Raw genomic sequence first — 17,047 nt, forward strand, 5'->3', positions numbered from 1 at the left:
TTAATGATAAGTTTTTCTATAAGAATTACTAGAGGCTTTACGTTCTGCATGGAAAATCATATCTTTCATAATTTCTTTATATCTTTGAGAAACTTCAGGACAGACTGTTAATATAGAGTCTATTACATAATCAATATTAGTATCATCTAATTTTTTTGCAGTACTACCATCATCAAGGGTTATAATTTCACTATCTAGAGATTTATATATGGTGTTTATAATTGGTGAGCGCATAACTTCATCGTTTTCTATAGAATTATCTGAAAAGTATAATGTTTCATCAATTACTACAAGACGACCATAAACGTATTCCTTTTTATGATATGTTTTATCCTCTTTAGAGTCGATACAATCATATTTTGTATGTTCTACATGTTTTATGTCAAGCTTATAAGCATCCTCTTTTCTTGTCAAAACACATCTTATTTCTAAGTCTAGTAATCTATCTTTTATATGTTCAGAAAAATTTTCTCCTAGGTCAGAAATAAGGCGCTTTACGGATATTGTTTTTTGCATTTTATAATTTTTTTTCACTATAAATATTCTCCTTCTAATTATATTTTTAACTTATACACTATTAGAAAATGTGTATAATATAAAGACCACCTTTATAAAGGTGGCTGAACATAGCTGTGCATATTAAAATTTAACAATGTATAATATCATTATTATAATTTTACTACATTAGCTGCTTGAGGACCTCTAGGGCCTTGTTCTATATCAAATTGAACTTTCTCACCTTCTTCAAGATTTTTTCTTGGGGCATCACTTTGAATTGCAGTGAAGTGAACAAAAACATCTTCTTCCCCTTCAACTTGGATAAATCCAAATCCTTTTTCAGAATTAAACCATTTTACTGTTCCAGTTTTCATTAAATTACCGTTGTGTAAAACTTATAAAACTTTATAAAAAAATTATAAAGTTTATGTTTACTTCCCAATTCATAGTGTTCAGTTTTGTAAAATTCAAATCTGTTTGGTCCAACACTCCAAGGGCTTAAATTCGGATGTAAATCACCCTAAATATCAGAATTTTTACTTTATCCTATGGCTGCCATTGCTAACACCCACATTTTCTATGAAATTTAGCCATAAGCACTGTTGCACTTTAGGATAAGTTCTTCTGAAGATAACGGTTTTTTCAACTCCTTTTATAATTTATTTGACCATATACTTATACTACTAGTATACCACAATAAACAAAAATTAATAAAAATTTTTGTTTTTGTAACATCTGTTACTGATTAAAGTGGAGTAACTTAGTATAATTTAAAATGTAAACAGCAAATAAGAATATAATAATTGCCTATTATAAAAGAAAAATATTTATTATAAAAAAATAAATTTTTAGGAGGAATAAATAATGAGTATGTTTTGTTATCAATGTCAAGAAGCAGCAGGATGCAAGGGGTGTACAATAAAAGGTGTCTGTGGAAAGACTGAGGATCTAGCAAAAGCACAAGATCTATTAATATATATATTAAAAGGAATATCTGTTTATAGTGTTAAAGGAAGAGAGGTTGGACTAGTTAATAAGGAGGTAGATAACTTTATAACAGAAAGTTTATTTGCTACCATAACTAATGCTAACTTTGATAGAAATGTATTTATAGAAAGAATTAAAAAAGGGTTAAAATTAAGAGAAGAATTAAAAGAGCAGGTTATTAAAGCAGGTGCAGATTTAGGAAGTTCAAATTCAAATGAAAATTGGTTAAAGAAAATGCTATCATCTGTAGGACTAAAGAAAGAAGAAGAAGCTAAACTTCCAGATGCGGCTATTTGGTTTGCAGACAATGCAGAAGAATTTAATAAAAAAGCGGAAACAGTTGGAGTATTATCAACAGAAAATGAAGATATAAGATCATTAAGAGAGCTTATAATATATGGAGTAAAGGGTTTGGCAGCTTATGTTAAACATGCTAATCATTTAAGATATGAAAATGAAGAAATAAATGGTTTCATGCATAAAGCTTTAGCAGCTACTTTAGATGACACTTTAACAGTTAATGATTTAGTGGCATTAACATTGGAGACTGGTAAGTATGGTGTAGATGGTATGGCGCTTTTAGATAAGGCTAATACTGAAAGTTATGGTCATCCAGAATTAACAAAAGTTAATATAGGTGTTAGAAATAATCCAGGTATATTAATAAGTGGACATGATTTAAGGGATTTAGAACAATTACTAAAACAAACAGAAGGAACAGGAATAGATGTATATACACACAGTGAAATGCTTCCTGCTCATTATTACCCAGCATTTAAAAAGTATTTACATTTTGCAGGTAACTACGGAAACGCATGGTGGAAGCAAACGGAAGAATTTGAGAAATTTAATGGTCCAATTCTTATGACAACAAACTGTTTAGTACCACCAAAAGATTCATATAAAGCTAGAGTTTATACAACAGGCGTGGTAGGATTTGAGGGAATAAAACATATAGATGCAAATAAGAAAGGAGAAAAAGATTTTTCAGCTATAATTGAACATGCTAAAAAATGTGCAGCTCCAACTGAAATAGAAAAAGGAGAAATAGTAGGAGGATTTGCCCATAATCAGGTATTTGCGCTAGCAGACAAGGTTGTTGAAGCAGTAAAGAGCGGATCAATAAAGAAATTCTTTGTTATGGCTGGATGTGACGGAAGAGCTAAGAGCAGAAACTACTATACAGAATTTGCTGAAAAGCTTCCCAAAGATACAGTTATTCTTACAGCAGGATGTGCTAAGTATAAATATAATAAATTAAATTTAGGTGATATTGGAGGAATTCCAAGAGTACTTGATGCTGGTCAATGTAATGATTCATATTCATTAGCTTTAATAGCATTAAAATTAAAGGAAGTATTTGAATTAGAAGACATAAATGAATTACCAATAGCTTATAATATAGCTTGGTATGAGCAAAAAGCTGTAATAGTATTACTTGCATTATTACACTTGGGAGTTAAGAACATTCATTTAGGACCAACTTTACCAGCATTTTTATCCCCAAATGTAGCTAAAGTTTTAGTAGATAACTTTGGTATAGGTGGAATAACAAATGTGGATGATGATATTAAGATGTTCTTAGGATAAATAATTAAAAGGTTCTATGCTAAATTAGCATGGAACCTTTTTTACAATGAATATTTATAATTATGGGTTATGTTTTATATAATAATAAAAATAGGGCTAAATAATTTAAATAACTTAACTTATTCTCTACAGAGCATAAGTTTTTGTTGATCATTAAAAATTCTTACAAATTTAATTGAATATATATCACACATTAATAAATCATTTGTTCCAGATTCTCTTATGACAATATAACTAATTCCAACCTCCATTAAAACACCTTCACGGTCAATTAGCATATTAGTTCCAATTAAGAATTCTATTTTTATATATTTTCCTATTTGAGTGGTTAACCAGCCTTGAGTATAATTTGTATCTCTCTTAACGGGAGGTCCTGGTTCAAGTTCAAAGTCAGGAGCTCCAGTAGAACCAGGAGTCAGTGGAGTAGCTGGAATATTTATTGGACCAGGAGTAATGGGAGTAATCGGAATATTTGTAGGACTAGGTGTAACATTAGAAGGCATCTGATATTGTTGATTAGGAATCATTGGACATTGATACATGTTAGGCATTCTATAAAACAAGCAAATTCCTCCTTTTAAATTATATTTATTATAGATTAAGTTTGAGCATAAAGCTCAGTTGGATTATAAAAACAATGGTCGCCAACTCTAACTTGAAATGTTCCTGTGCCATTACGAGGGAAAATAGTGGGACAGGTTTGGACAAACGGATTAAAATACCATAAAGCACTACCAGTAGTATATAATCTATTTCCGGCAAGAGCCCAATCAGCAATTTGGTAATGTATTTCTTCAGGGGGACTAGCCCAAATAGTTTGAGGATTAGGTACCCCTCTTAATATAGAAGTTGCACAATCAAATTGACCTTTTTGAAATATAACTTTTCTTAAATCACCTTGGCATACTCTAAGATACTCACCATAAGGAACATTAACCCTATTCATTACTACTGATGCAACGGCTTTCATCCCATTTTCACCTTCGCCGCCAGCTTCGCATTTTATAATCCTAGCTAATAATTCTCTGGCACTATAAGCCATTATAAACTCTCTCCTTAATTAAATTACAGTAGTAGTATATTCATATAGTTCATAAAAGGTTCTTAAAAAAATCCCTTATGTATAATTACATAAGGGATTTTAAAATTTTAATTTTTATTTCTTGTTCCATTTTCAGCATATTGCTTACTAGAATTTCCTCTATTCATATAGCCATTTTTAGCATTTCTACTATTATTACTGGAAGCTTCTGCAGATTGATTTATGGTTTTCATAGTTTTTTTAACTGACATAAATTAATCCTCCCTATTTTGAAGTTTATATTATTATTACATGTATATTTAAAATTATACCTAGTTACTTAAAGTTTATTTACCATATAAAGTAAAGTACAAATATACATTTTTTTATATTGTATAACTATAATATATTATAAAAAGTAAATTTTTTAAGAATATAATATATAGTTATGTAGATTATATTATGTAGATATAATCTGTTGAATAAAATAATCTGTTTTTATTAATATTATAGAATGGAGATAAAATATGAAGATAGGACTTGTAAGACATTTTAGAGTAAATTTAAAAAGGAAATATTTTATGACATCAGAACAATATAATCAATATAATAAGCAGTATGATATATCAGAAGTTATAGAAAATGAAATTGTTATAGATAAAGAGTGGGATAAATGTTACTGTAGTAGCTTGCCAAGAGCTGTTAATACAGCTAAGACTATATACCATGGTGAAATTATCATTAGTGATAAATTAATAGAAATCCCTGCAGCAGCTTTAATAAAAACCAATATTCCATTACCCTATTATCTATGGGCAATATTAAATAGAATAGCGTGGATTAGAAATAATGTTTCTCAACCAGAAGGAAGAACAGAAAGTTTAAAAAGAATAAATGAAGTTGTTGATGAAATATTAAAAGAGAAAGATAAAAATATTTTAATTGTAAGTCACGCAGGAGCAATGTACGAAATACGAAAGATACTTATAAAAAAAGGATTTAAAGGAAATTGGTTTTTAAAAGCTAGAAATGGCATACTTTATACTTTTACAAAGGATGAATAATATTAAATTTATAATCTCTTTATATGAATATATTACCTTAATATTCAAATAATAATGCTGAAAATAATTTTTCAACAAAGGAGATAGGATATGAAAAAGTGTAGGATATTATTAATTATAAGCATTATTATATGCATATTAGGGATGAATGATTCCAAAGGTGTTATATTAAATTCCATAAGTGTAAATACAGATAATGTAGTAGATTCAAAGGAAAAGAATAATAAAGATATAATAAAGCTTAAGAGTGTAGATAACATAGATTTATCAGAGATTCAGTATTTTATTTCAGAGCAAACAAGAGATTCGAGACTTGAAGAAGCTATTGCTAAAGTTTATAATTTGCAAAAAGGTAAAGATAAATTTAGGTATTATTTTAATAGGGTCCAACTTAATGATAATATTGAACCAGAAACATTTGTATATCTTGTAGGGCCTCAGTTTTGTGGAACGGGAGGGTGCAGTGCAGCAATTTTCAAATGTGAAAATGGAGAGTACAAGTTGCTTTCAAAGGTTACCCTTGTTAACAACCCAATAATAATTACTAATAATTTTACTAATGGATATCGAGATATTATTATGTATGTTTCAGGTGGAGGAGCTAAAGAAGCTTATAGTATAATTAAGTTTGATGGAACTTCATATCCACAAAATCCATCACTTCAACCTAAAGTAAGCCCAGGAACAAAGCTAGAAGGACCTGCAATAATTGCAGATGATATTACAAAAAATGTTGGAATAGAATTTTAAAATAATATTTTAATTTAAGTAGCTCTGTATATTATATGTATGGAGCTTTTAATTTGTACAAAAATTTACTTTGAATTATAATTAATAATTATGATAATATTAGGATTAGTAAAAAAGTATTGCAGTTTAAGAACGGGGAGGAAAACATGGTTAAAATATGGGGAAAACTAATAAAGGAAAATAAAATTATTAGAGATGAAGTAGCAGAATCTAATATTGATGCTAGCTATCAAGAAAATCTAAAAGCATGTATTATAGAATTATGTGACAAGTTTGATATTTCGAAACCCTATTGGTTACCAAATAATTTAGAAGAATTTAATAGAAGAGCAAAAACTGAGTTTAACTCAGATAATTTTATAGAAGAATTAGATTTTGATAAATTTGTTATAGAGGAACTAGATTTGGAAAAGAATAATTCTTAAATTAGTATATGTAATAAAAGCATATGTAAATAAACCCTAGAGTTGATCTAGGGTTTATTATTTTTATTAATGATTAAAATATATTTAGTACTTAGAATAATTATTTAATAAAAACTTAAGTATTTAAGAAGATGAATTTAAGAATTATATAGTAATATTAATAGAAAAGCTAAAGGATTTTAGCAATAATGGAGGAAAAAATGAGAAATATAATAAAGCTTTCAAAAAAATACAAATCTATAGTTATATTAAGTTTTATAGCATTAATATTAATTATGCTAGGTTATATTTTTAGAGAAAAATTAGAATATATTCTAAGCTTATTAAAAGACAAAAAACAAATTGAAGATTTTTTACTTTCTATGGGTTCATTTTCTATAGTGGTGTTTATTCTATTACAAATGCTTCAAGTTATAATATTTTTTATACCTGGAGAAGTAATACAGACCATAGGAGGATATGTTTTTGGAACATGGAAAGGGACTTGTTTGTCCATATTAGGAATAACCATAGGAGCAGCCATATTATTTTTAATAACAAGAAAATATAGAGAAAGATTAGTAAATAAAGTTGTAAGTAAATCAATAAAGATACAATTTGAAAAAGTGTTAAATTCAAAAAAATCAAGTCTAATAATTTTTTTAATTTATTTGTTACCGGGTATGCCAAAAGATGTAATGATTTTATTGTGTGGTTTATCTAAAATATCATTTAAAGATTTTATGATATATTCCACATTAGGAAGAATTCCAGCTTTGATTTTATCATGTTATTATGGAGACAGTATTGCTTTGGGAAATAAATCTATTATAATAATTGCAACTATAATAGTAGCTTTGATAGCTATAGTAGGAATAATGTTTAAAAAAGATATTTTTAGGAAGTTGGAAAGAATAAATTAAAACTATGATATAATTTGTTTATATTTATTTAATGGAAGTGTGGAGTTGTTGGGGGGATTTTTGTGGAACTAAGGATGTTTAGCTTTATTGAAGAAGCTATGGAGTATTTAGAGAATTTTAAGGAAGATTTAGAGATTAGTTGTAAAGATATAGAATTATATTTTAGAGAAATTCTATCAGTAAATGATGAAGGATATTTAAATATTAATTCTAGAGTAAAATCTGCTGGAAGTTTAAAAGAGAAAATTCTTAGAAATAACTATTATAAGAAGTACGAATCGCCAAAAGAACTTTTTTCAAAGTTATCTGACCTTATAGGAATAAGAATAGAATGTAGATTTATTGAAGATGAAAAAAATATATATAAGATTTTAAAAAAGCACTTTAATAAATTACATTGCGATGGATATTATTACAATACCTCAAATAAAAATTTAAGACTTAATTTAGCATGTAAACAACCACAGGAACAAAAAAACGGATTTGAAATATTTAGAATTGATGGAGCCTATGAATATAATAATAAAATAATTAATTTTGAACTTCAAATTAAGTCATTGGTTAATATATTTTGGGGGGAGATTGAACATAAAGTAATTTATAAAAATAATAATTATATAATTGTAGATGATTTTTTTAAGGATATAATGGCATCTGTTAAGAAAAATCTAGCTATGATAGATAATCAGCTTTTAATTATATACAATCAGGTTAATAAATTAAATACTATTGATCCAGTTGCTAGAAAAAATCAATTAGAATCAGTAGCGTCTAAAATAATTTATGATATTTTTTCTGTAAAGATGAAAAAGAGTATAGGGTTTATTGTAGATTTTAGGGAATCCTGTGATGCTATAATAAAATATATTTTTCGTACAAATAGTACTGAGAATTCACAGGACTATAATAAAGCTTTGTTAAACACATTGTCTAGACTAAATGACATTGGAAAAAATCAAATGGACTTTAATCGTGAAATAAAGTTTGAAGAAGAAATATACTTTGATGATGAATTTTCCAATATTATAGGCAGCAGTATATTACATTCTATAAATAAGGATTTTCAATGGAATTTGTTTTTTAGAATATTATTTGAAATAGAACTTGGAAACAATGTTGAAGATTTTAAAACTTATATAAAATTTTTAAGAAGTACATTATATTATAATGATTGTTTTTTACAATTATACAAATTGTTTAGATCAGAGGAAGCAGAGATTATAATAAATTCATTAATGAAGAACATAGCATATAGTTTCAAAGATATAGATTCAATAACTTTTATATATGATACTAATATAAAAAAAATAAAGAATAGTATTGAAGAAGTAGTAGAATTAATATGTAAAAATATTAATTCTTTTGAAGAATGGAAAGAATATAAACATCTTTATTTAGAGTTACTTATGTTGAAAGTGTTATCAGTCTTTAATTGTAAGGTTAAAGTAAGTAAGGTAAAAGAGTATATAGAAAAAGTTAAACAATATCCTGAAAAAATAGAAATAAGAAAAGGAATTTTAGAATATATAGATAAGCTAGAAACACTACATGAAATATCAGTAGCAGAAACTATAAAGATATTTAAAGTAAAATAGAATAGGGGAGATAAAATGAATTATACACTGATTGCAACAGCAACCTTTGGTCTTGAAAAGGTAGTAGCTGATGAATTAAAGGAACTAGGCTATGACAATCTTAAGGTAGAGAATGGAAAGGTTACTTTTGAAGGAGATGAGATGGATATAGTCACTTGTAATATGTGGCTAAGAACTGCAGATAGAGTACTTATAAAAATGGCTGAATTTAAAGCTGAAACCTTTGAAGAATTATTTCAAGGAACTTTAGAAGTAAATTGGGGGGATATTATACCTATAACTGGTTTTATGCACATAGTAGGAAAGTCAGTTAAATCTAAGCTTTTTAGTGTGCCAGATTGCCAGTCTATAGTGAAAAAAGCTGTAGTTGAAGCAATGAAGAGGAAGTATAGAAGAGATCTTTTTCCTGAAAATGGAGTAGAATATAAAATAGAAGTAGCAATACTTAAGGATATAGTAACTTTAACCCTTGATACCACAGGACAGGGATTACATAAGAGAGGATATAGACAAATGGCTGGGATAGCGCCGATGAAAGAAACTTTAGCAGCAGCATTAGTGCTTTTAAGTAAATGGGAACCATCAAAATTATTGGTAGATCCTTTTTGTGGTTCAGGTACAATAGCAATTGAAGCAGCTATGATTGGGAAAAATATAGCACCAGGACTTAATAGAAATTTTATATCTGAGCAATGGGACATAATATCGCAAGATTTGTGGGAAGATATAAGAAAACATGCTAGAAATTCTATTAATGATAAAGAATTTAGAATATTAGCTTCAGATATTAATGGAAAAGTGCTTCAAACTTCAAGAGAAAATGCTAAAAAAGCTGGAGTAGAAAATTACATATCTTTTCAAAAGTTAGATGTAAAAGATTTCTCCTCTAAAAAAAAGAGAGGATTTATAATAACTAATCCTCCTTATGGAGAAAGAATTGGGGAATTAAAAGAAGTTGAAAATTTGTATAAGGTAATGGGGGAAGTATTTCAAAACTTATATGATTGGTCTTATTTTGTAATTACATCACATCCAGAATTTGAAAAATATTTTGGTAAAAAATCTGATAAAAATAGAAAGCTCTATAATGGAAGAATAAAATGTTATTATTACCAATATTTTGGACCAAAAGAAGAGAAAAAATATAATTATGAAAAATAATTATTTCAAGATGTTTAAAATAAGAACTTGCTAAAAAGAGGTAAAAGATATGGAACAATTAAATTTTAAAAGTTTTCATTTAAGCCAAGAAATATTAAAAGCTTTAAAAAAGCTAGAATATAAAAAGCCGTCTGAGGTTCAAGAAAAAGTTATTCCATTAGCACTTAAAGGAAAAGATATTATAGTAAAATCAGAAACTGGTAGTGGAAAAACTGCAGCCTTTGCTATTCCAATTTGTGAACGAATAGAACTAGAAAGAAAAGAACCTCAAGCTTTAGTACTTACTCCAACTAGAGAATTAGCAGTACAAATAAAAGATGATATTTCAAATATAGGAATATTTAAAAGAATAAGATGTGCAGTGGTTTTTGGTAAGCAGCCTATGAGTATCCAAGTAAGAGAATTAAAACAAAGAATACACATTGTTGTTGGAACTCCAGGAAGAATTTTAGACCATATTAACAGACAAAACGTAAATTTAACTAAGATAAAATATCTTATTATAGACGAAGCAGATGAAATGTTAAATATGGGATTTATTGAGCAGGTTAAAGCTGTAGTAGAAGCTTTACCCAATAATAGAATAACTATGTTATTTTCAGCAACTATGCCTGAAGCAATTGAAAAATTATGTAGTAAGTATATGAATGATCCTATTAAAATAGAGGTCAATCCAGAAAAACTAACAACAGAAAATATAAAACAGTTTTATTATGAAGTTGAAGAAGATGAAAAGTTCAGTTTACTAAATAATATAATATATACTGAAAGACCACAAAGTTGTATTTTATTTTGCAGTATGAAAGAAAGGGTAGATAATTTACTTAAAAAGATGCAAAGTAAGGGCTACTCATGCAATGCGTTACATGGCGGAATGGAACAAAAAGATAGATTAGATACAATGGAAAATTTTAAAAGGGGAGAATTTCGTTTTTTAATAGCTACAGATGTAGCTGCCAGAGGAATTCATATAGAAGATATAACTCATGTTATAAATTATGATGTCCCTTTAGAAAAAGAAAGTTATATTCACAGAATTGGAAGAACAGGGCGTGCAGGAAATAAGGGAATAGCTATTACATTTGTATCATCTAGAGAAATAAAATTCTTTAAAATTGTTGAAGATTACATAGGATATAAAATACCAAAAGGAGAAATTCCTTCAGAAGATATGATACAAAAAGGAAAGATAATTTTTCAAAAAGAATCTAAAGTTAAACTTAAACCGAAAGTTGATAATAAAAACAAATTAAGTGAAGATATTACAAAACTATATATTAGTGCTGGAAAGAAAAAAAAGATAAGACCAGGAGATATAGTTGGAACTATAATAAGCATTGAAGGTATTAATATAAATGATATTGGAATTATAGATATACAGGACAATATATCTTATGTTGATATCCTTAATAAGAAGGGAAATATTGTATTAAAGGGTCTTCAAACAAAAACTATAAAAGGTAAGAAAGTTAGAATAGAGAGGGCAATAAAGTAGATAATAATTGTTTTGTATATAAATGTTAAAAAAAATTTAGTATTTAAGATTTAACTATTGATTATTATATTTAAATATGATATATTAATTAAGTAGTTGTAGTTTATACAATTATTTATCAAAAGATTTAATATGATGAACAACATTCCCTCTTTTTAGGAACGTAATGTGAATCAGATTTTAAATCTTAATTAAAAAAGGAGGAATGTTGAAATGGCAGATAAGACTTTAGTATGTAAAGACTGCGGAAAAGAATTCATATTCACAGAAGGAGAACAGGCGTTCTACAAAGAAAAAGGATTTGAAAATGAACCACAGAGATGTGCTGATTGCAGAAGAGCAAGAAAGCAACAGAACAACAATAGAGGATTCAGAAGATAGTATTAATTAGTACTATATACCCTATAAGAAGAAATTCTTATAGGGTTTTTTAATTTAAGGAATTAGAGAATTAGGGACAGTTCTCAATTATTAGGGTTACTTGAATATTAACCAAAAATTTGGCAATATTATTAGATAAAAAGCTAAGAGGAGAGATAGTATGCCAAGATGTGCTCGTGTTAAAAATAATAATTCAATATTTCATATAATGATACGAAGCATAAGTGAGATTTCTTTATATAAGGAAGATGAAGATAAAAATAAATATTTAAGTTTGATAAAAAAATATAAGAATGTCTTTGGGTTTAAATTATATGGATACTGTTTAATGAATAACCATGGACATTTAATTATAGATGTAAATGGATCAGATATTTCTAAAATAATGCATTGTATAAATCAATGTTATGCTCAATATTTTAATAAAAAATATAAAAGAAGAGGCCATGTTTTTCAAGATAGATTTAAAAGTAAAATAGTAAATAACAATAAATACTTAGTTACATTATCTGCATATATTCACAATAATCCAATAGATATAAAGAAATATGAAAAATGTCCTGAAAATTATAAATATTCTACTTTAGGTATATACTTAGGAATTAGAAGTGATAAGTTGAGAATTGTAGAAGAAGATTTTATAATGCAATTATTTGGTAGCAATGTTGTTAAGGCAAGAGAAATGTATGTAAAATTAGTTTATACGTGTAATGATAAGTATATAAAAGAAAATATAAGATTCAAAAATGAAAAGAGTGAATATAGAAGTGAAAGGGTTATATCAGTAAAAAATTATAATCCAGAAGATATAATAGATTTTGTAATAAAATATACAGGAATAGAAAAAAGAAAGATATACTTTAAAAATTTAAGAGAAGCTACAGAAAGTAGAGCATTATGTGTATTATTAATGCGTCATTTTTGTAATTTTTATTATAAGGATATATGTAAAACTATAGGTAACATAACTTTGTCCAGAATTTCTAAATTATGCTCGATTGGCATTAATACCATTTGTAGTAAGAGAAAATACAACAATATAATAGAAGATTTTTTAAGTTCTCAGACTGTTTAAAATAGCTATATGAAATTAAAAAATAAAAAATTAATAAATAAATATTTAATAATAAAAAGTACAAGCTAACTAATTTAAGTTTAATAAAATTTAAATTAGCTAGCTTGTTTTTATTATTAACAAAAAGCAAAGTAAAAGTATAATTAAGAGTTTCAATAAAATTAATATATAAACTTAAAGTTAAAACTGTTTAGAACTGTCCCGAATTTCTATTGACATAAAGAGAGGTTGATGTTAAAATCAAAAAAAGAATAATAAATATTTTATACATAACATTATTCGTATTGATACGAATAATGTTATGTATAAAATATATGAATTATTAATATAAAGGAGAGTACAAATGAAAAAAAAGTGGTCTTACATTTTACTTATTCCGGGATTATCTATTATTTTGTTTTTTTTAATCTTTCCTATTATAAATAGTATTATGCCTACATTTTTTACTAAGGGAAGTTTAAGTTTAGAACAATATAATAATTTTTTTAGGGATAAGTATTTTATGCAAATTTTTAACAGAACATTAAGGATATCTTTATTATCTGCACTTATATGTATGATATTAGGTGTACCAGTTGCTTATTTCATTTCACGAAGTTCTAAAAAGCTAAGAGGATTACTAATAGCCTGTACTGTATTTCCTATGTTAACTAATTCAGTTGTAAGAGCGTTTGCTTGGATGAATATTTTAGGTAAGAATGGAATGATTAATAAAGTGTTAATGTCGTTTAACATAATAGATCAACCATATAAGCTTCTTTATACTGAATTTGCAATCCTGGTAGGAACTGTGTATCTATTTTTGCCCCTAATGATTGTATCCTTGGTTGGAGTTATGGAAAATATAGACAATGATTTGTTAGAGGCTGCGGAAAGTCTTGGAGCAAATAGATTAAAAGCTTTCTTTAAAGTTGTATTTCCCCTAAGTATACCGGGGCTTATTGTAGGAACAGTGCTTGTATTTACAGGAGCTCTAACTGCTTACACCACTCCTCAGCTTTTGGGTGGAAATTCAAATATGGTTTTAGCTACACTAATTTATCAAAAAACCATGAGTCTTGGAGATTGGAATGGAGCAGCGGTGGTTTCTACGGTAATGATATTAACTACTCTTTTAGTAATAGGAACTATAAACAAATTAGCATCTAGGCTAAATGAAAGGGGTGTGTAATATGAGAAAAAGCAAATTTTTATTAGCATTTTCTATATTGATTTATATATTCTTATTTGCCCCATTAATTATAATTGGTGTGACAGCCTTTGGAGGAGAAAGCTATATAGCATTCCCACCGAAAAGTTTTAGTATAAAATGGTTTGTTAATATATTTAACTCAGAAGCATTTATGACTACACTAAAAACTAGTATGGAAATCTCTCTTATAGCAACAATTATAGCACTTATTTTGGGAATACCTGCTGCTTATGCATTGAGTAGATTTAACTTCAAAGGAAAGAGTATTTTAAAAAATTTCTTTTTTTCTCCAGTTATTATACCTGGAATTGTAGTGGGATTTTCATTGTTTCAATTTATGATAATAAAACTAAAGTTGCCTATATATACAAGTTTATTAATAGGACATACCATAGTTATTATTCCTTATATAATTAGAGTTATAGGATCAAGCCTTGAGGGATTTGATTATGCAATAGAAGAAGCCGCTATGAGCTTAGGTGCTGGAAAAATGCAAACTTTTTTTAAGGTTGTATTTCCAAACATTACTTCTGGAGTTATTGCAGCTTTTATGTTAGCTTTTATCAACTCTTTTAATAACGTGCCAGTATCTATATTTTTAACAGGTCCAGGAGTTAGTACTTTGCCTATAAGTATGATGAGTTATGTAGAATATAATTATGATCCTACAGTATCCGCTCTTTCTGTTTTATTGATGATTATGACTATAGTTGTAATGTTTATAGTAGAAAAAACTTTAGGATTAAGCTATTTTTCAAAGTAATATTTGGAGGTATAATATGGAATTAATTAATTTAAAAGATATAACTGTTTCCTATGATGGAAAAAATAATATTCTAGAAAAATTAAATTTGAAAGTAGAAAAAGGGCAATTAGTTTCACTTCTTGGACCAAGTGGATGTGGAAAAACTACTACACTTAGGGTAGTAGCTGGATTTATAGAACCAAATTCAGGTCAGTTTATTTTTGACAATAAAGATTATACAAAAATACCTGTGCATAAAAGAAATTTTGGATTAGTTTTTCAAAGCTATGCATTATTTCCTCATTTAAATGTTTTTGATAATGTAGCTTTTGGATTGAAAATGAGAAAACTAGATAAGAAAGTTATCGAAGAGAATGTAAATAGAATTTTAGAAGTGGTGGACATGAAGAATTTTGCTAAACGATATCCAAAGGAACTTTCAGGAGGACAAAGACAGAGAGTTGCTATAGGAAGATCTTTAGTCATAGAGCCTAATTTGTTACTTTTAGACGAACCTTTAAGCAACCTTGATGCAAAATTAAGATTAAAAATGAGAGTTGAAATAAGAAAACTACAGCAGGAATTAGGAATAACAACTTTATTTGTTACGCATGATCAGGAAGAGTGTTTTTCTATATCAGATAAAGTAGCAGTTATGAATAGAGGAGTGGTTGAGCAATTTGATACTCCTGAAAATATATATTCTAATCCAGCTACAGAATTTGTTGCTAGATTTGTAGGGTTTGAAAATTTTATAGATTTAAATCATTTAGAAGAGAATATCTATCAAGGAATAGGTGAAAATAAATTTAAAGTTGAAGCTGAAAGAAAGAACAATGAAAGTATAAAAGGTACTATTAGGCCAGAGGATATACAAATTTTACATGAAAATAAAGATGAGAACACAGTAGATGGAATTGTTGAAATAAGGACCTATTTAGGAAAGGCTTATCAATACAATGTAAAAACAGAACTTGGAACTTTAGTTCTAAATGAATCAAATGATATAGTTTATAAACAGGGAGATAATGTAAAACTTTATCTGCCATCAAATAAAATAATTTTAGTTTAAACTTAGGAGGGTAATTATGAAAAGAAGATTTATAGCACTAACATTAGCTTTAACTACTGTATTAGCATTTACTGGTTGTGGATCATCACAAAGCAAAAAAGAAGGAAAAAGTGAAGAAAAGAAATTAGTTATATCCACTTGGGGACTAAATGAAGACAAACTTAAAGAAAATGTTTTTAAACCTTTTGAAGAAAAACATAATGTAAAAATAGTATTAGAAACAGGTAACAATTCAGAAAGATTAACAAAGTTAAAAAATAATCCTAATTCAGAAGTTGATTTAATGTATCTTGCAGAATCTTTTTCAGAGCAGGGAGCAGAAGAAGGTTTATTTGATAAGGTAGATTATAGTAAGGTAACTAATTCAGAAAAAGTAAACGCAAAGGCAAAATCTATAATTGAAAGTGGCTATGGTCCAGCTTATACACTAAACAGAATAGCAATAGCTTACAATCCAAAGAAAACAGGATTTGAAATAAAATCTTGGAAGGATTTATGGAAGCCAGAACTTAAAGGTAAAATTGCAATACCAGATATAACAACAACCTTTGGACCAGCTATGGTTTATATAGCAGGAATAAAAGCTGATGTAGATGTAAAAAAGGATAAAGGAGAAGCGGCTTTTAAACAATTAGAAGCATTAAAACCAAATGTAGTAAAAACTTATAGTAAATCTTCAGATTTAACTAATATGTTTGCTAGTGGAGAAATTGTAGCAGCAGTAACAGCAGACTTTGTATATGGCAATATTAGTAAAGTAGCCCCAGATGTAAAATATGTAAATCCAGCAGAAGGAGCTTTTATAAACTTTAACACAATAAATATAGCTAAGAATTCAAAAAATAAAGAGTTAGCTTTAGAATTTATAAATTATGCTTTAAGTGAAGAAGTACAGTCAAGAACAGCAAAAGGTCTTGGAGAATCTCCAGTTAATGTAGATGTAAAACTTTCAACAGAAGAGAGTAAAAATTTAACATATGGAGATGTAATAGAGAAGTCAAATACTATAGACTATAAATTTGTTAACCCATTAATGAAAGATTGGATAGATAAATGGAATAGAATATTAAACTAATTATTTTATAAGGAGAGAA

General features: G+C 27.5%; 19 protein-coding genes. 14 read left to right on the top strand and 5 right to left on the bottom strand.

Annotated elements, in window-relative coordinates; all coding sequences use genetic code 11:
* Entirely contained in the window at window positions 1-534 is a 534-nt protein-coding gene (locus J2Z24_RS02460; RefSeq protein WP_035151636.1) for a hypothetical protein, read from the bottom strand.
* Window positions 535-668: 134 nt separating this feature from the next.
* Window positions 669-872 carry a cold-shock protein gene (locus tag J2Z24_RS02465; RefSeq protein ID WP_035151638.1) on the bottom strand — a complete coding sequence of 68 codons (204 nt, stop codon included), beginning with the start codon at window positions 870-872 and terminating at the stop codon, window positions 669-671.
* 490 nt (window positions 873-1,362) lie between these two features.
* On the opposite strand from J2Z24_RS02465, the gene hcp reads away from it, so the two are divergent.
* Window positions 1,363-3,075: a hydroxylamine reductase gene (gene hcp / locus J2Z24_RS02470; protein ID WP_035151641.1), complete on the top strand. Its 1,713-nt coding sequence runs from the start codon at window positions 1,363-1,365 to the stop codon at window positions 3,073-3,075.
* Between the two features lie 119 nt (window positions 3,076-3,194).
* On the opposite strand, the gene J2Z24_RS02475 is transcribed toward hcp, so the two are convergent.
* The 3 genes from J2Z24_RS02475 to J2Z24_RS02485 all read right to left on the bottom strand — a co-directional run bounded on the left by J2Z24_RS02475 (window position 3,195) and on the right by J2Z24_RS02485 (window position 4,368).
* Window positions 3,195-3,638: a hypothetical protein gene (locus J2Z24_RS02475; protein WP_241393008.1), complete on the bottom strand. Its 444-nt coding sequence runs from the start codon at window positions 3,636-3,638 to the stop codon at window positions 3,195-3,197.
* Window positions 3,639-3,673: 35 nt separating this feature from the next.
* Window positions 3,674-4,117, bottom strand: coding sequence for a cell wall hydrolase (locus J2Z24_RS02480; protein ID WP_035151644.1), 444 nt, complete (start codon window positions 4,115-4,117; stop codon window positions 3,674-3,676).
* Between the two features lie 107 nt (window positions 4,118-4,224).
* On the bottom strand, window positions 4,225-4,368 hold the full coding sequence (locus J2Z24_RS02485) for a hypothetical protein (RefSeq protein ID WP_173680551.1): 144 nt from the start codon (window positions 4,366-4,368) through the stop codon (window positions 4,225-4,227).
* A gap of 255 nt (window positions 4,369-4,623) precedes the next feature.
* Between J2Z24_RS02485 and J2Z24_RS02490 the strand changes: the two genes are divergently transcribed.
* The 13 genes from J2Z24_RS02490 (at window position 4,624) to J2Z24_RS02550 (ending at window position 17,028) form a co-directional block, all read left to right on the top strand.
* Complete coding sequence (locus J2Z24_RS02490; protein WP_035151647.1) at window positions 4,624-5,160, top strand: histidine phosphatase family protein; 537 nt, start codon at window positions 4,624-4,626, stop codon at window positions 5,158-5,160.
* 90 nt (window positions 5,161-5,250) lie between these two features.
* On the top strand, window positions 5,251-5,910 hold the full coding sequence (locus tag J2Z24_RS02495) for a COG3650 family protein (RefSeq protein WP_051593425.1): 660 nt from the start codon (window positions 5,251-5,253) through the stop codon (window positions 5,908-5,910).
* A 146-nt stretch (window positions 5,911-6,056) separates the two neighbouring features.
* On the top strand, window positions 6,057-6,335 hold the full coding sequence (locus J2Z24_RS02500; RefSeq protein ID WP_035151651.1) for a hypothetical protein: 279 nt from the start codon (window positions 6,057-6,059) through the stop codon (window positions 6,333-6,335).
* Window positions 6,336-6,535: 200 nt separating this feature from the next.
* Entirely contained in the window at window positions 6,536-7,237 is a 702-nt protein-coding gene (locus J2Z24_RS02505; RefSeq protein ID WP_035151652.1) for a TVP38/TMEM64 family protein, read from the top strand.
* Between the two features lie 62 nt (window positions 7,238-7,299).
* Window positions 7,300-8,832 carry a GTP pyrophosphokinase gene (locus tag J2Z24_RS02510; protein ID WP_035151655.1) on the top strand — a complete coding sequence of 511 codons (1,533 nt, stop codon included), beginning with the start codon at window positions 7,300-7,302 and terminating at the stop codon, window positions 8,830-8,832.
* Between the two features lie 15 nt (window positions 8,833-8,847).
* Window positions 8,848-9,993 carry a THUMP domain-containing class I SAM-dependent RNA methyltransferase gene (locus J2Z24_RS02515; protein WP_035151657.1) on the top strand — a complete coding sequence of 382 codons (1,146 nt, stop codon included), beginning with the start codon at window positions 8,848-8,850 and terminating at the stop codon, window positions 9,991-9,993.
* Between the two features lie 49 nt (window positions 9,994-10,042).
* Window positions 10,043-11,488, top strand: a complete 1,446-nt coding sequence (locus J2Z24_RS02520) for a DEAD/DEAH box helicase (protein ID WP_035151659.1) — start codon at window positions 10,043-10,045, stop codon at window positions 11,486-11,488.
* A gap of 213 nt (window positions 11,489-11,701) precedes the next feature.
* On the top strand, window positions 11,702-11,869 hold the full coding sequence (locus J2Z24_RS02525) for a zinc-ribbon domain-containing protein (protein WP_027623829.1): 168 nt from the start codon (window positions 11,702-11,704) through the stop codon (window positions 11,867-11,869).
* 160 nt (window positions 11,870-12,029) lie between these two features.
* Window positions 12,030-12,944 carry a transposase gene (locus J2Z24_RS02530; RefSeq protein WP_035147696.1) on the top strand — a complete coding sequence of 305 codons (915 nt, stop codon included), beginning with the start codon at window positions 12,030-12,032 and terminating at the stop codon, window positions 12,942-12,944.
* Window positions 12,945-13,287: 343 nt separating this feature from the next.
* Window positions 13,288-14,115: an ABC transporter permease gene (locus J2Z24_RS02535; protein WP_035147697.1), complete on the top strand. Its 828-nt coding sequence runs from the start codon at window positions 13,288-13,290 to the stop codon at window positions 14,113-14,115.
* 1 nt (window position 14,116) lies between these two features.
* The gene (locus J2Z24_RS02540) at window positions 14,117-14,899 is read left to right on the top strand and encodes an ABC transporter permease (RefSeq protein WP_035147699.1); all 783 of its coding nucleotides are present in this window, start codon (window positions 14,117-14,119) and stop codon (window positions 14,897-14,899) included.
* 16 nt (window positions 14,900-14,915) lie between these two features.
* Window positions 14,916-15,953 carry an ABC transporter ATP-binding protein gene (locus J2Z24_RS02545; protein ID WP_035147700.1) on the top strand — a complete coding sequence of 346 codons (1,038 nt, stop codon included), beginning with the start codon at window positions 14,916-14,918 and terminating at the stop codon, window positions 15,951-15,953.
* A gap of 16 nt (window positions 15,954-15,969) precedes the next feature.
* Window positions 15,970-17,028, top strand: a complete 1,059-nt coding sequence (locus J2Z24_RS02550; RefSeq protein ID WP_035147702.1) for an ABC transporter substrate-binding protein — start codon at window positions 15,970-15,972, stop codon at window positions 17,026-17,028.
* The last annotated feature ends 19 nt before the right edge of the window (window positions 17,029-17,047 follow it).

This window comes from Clostridium tetanomorphum, from assembly GCF_017873215.1.
In the GTDB taxonomy this organism is placed as follows: domain Bacteria; phylum Bacillota; class Clostridia; order Clostridiales; family Clostridiaceae; genus Clostridium_AO; species Clostridium_AO tetanomorphum.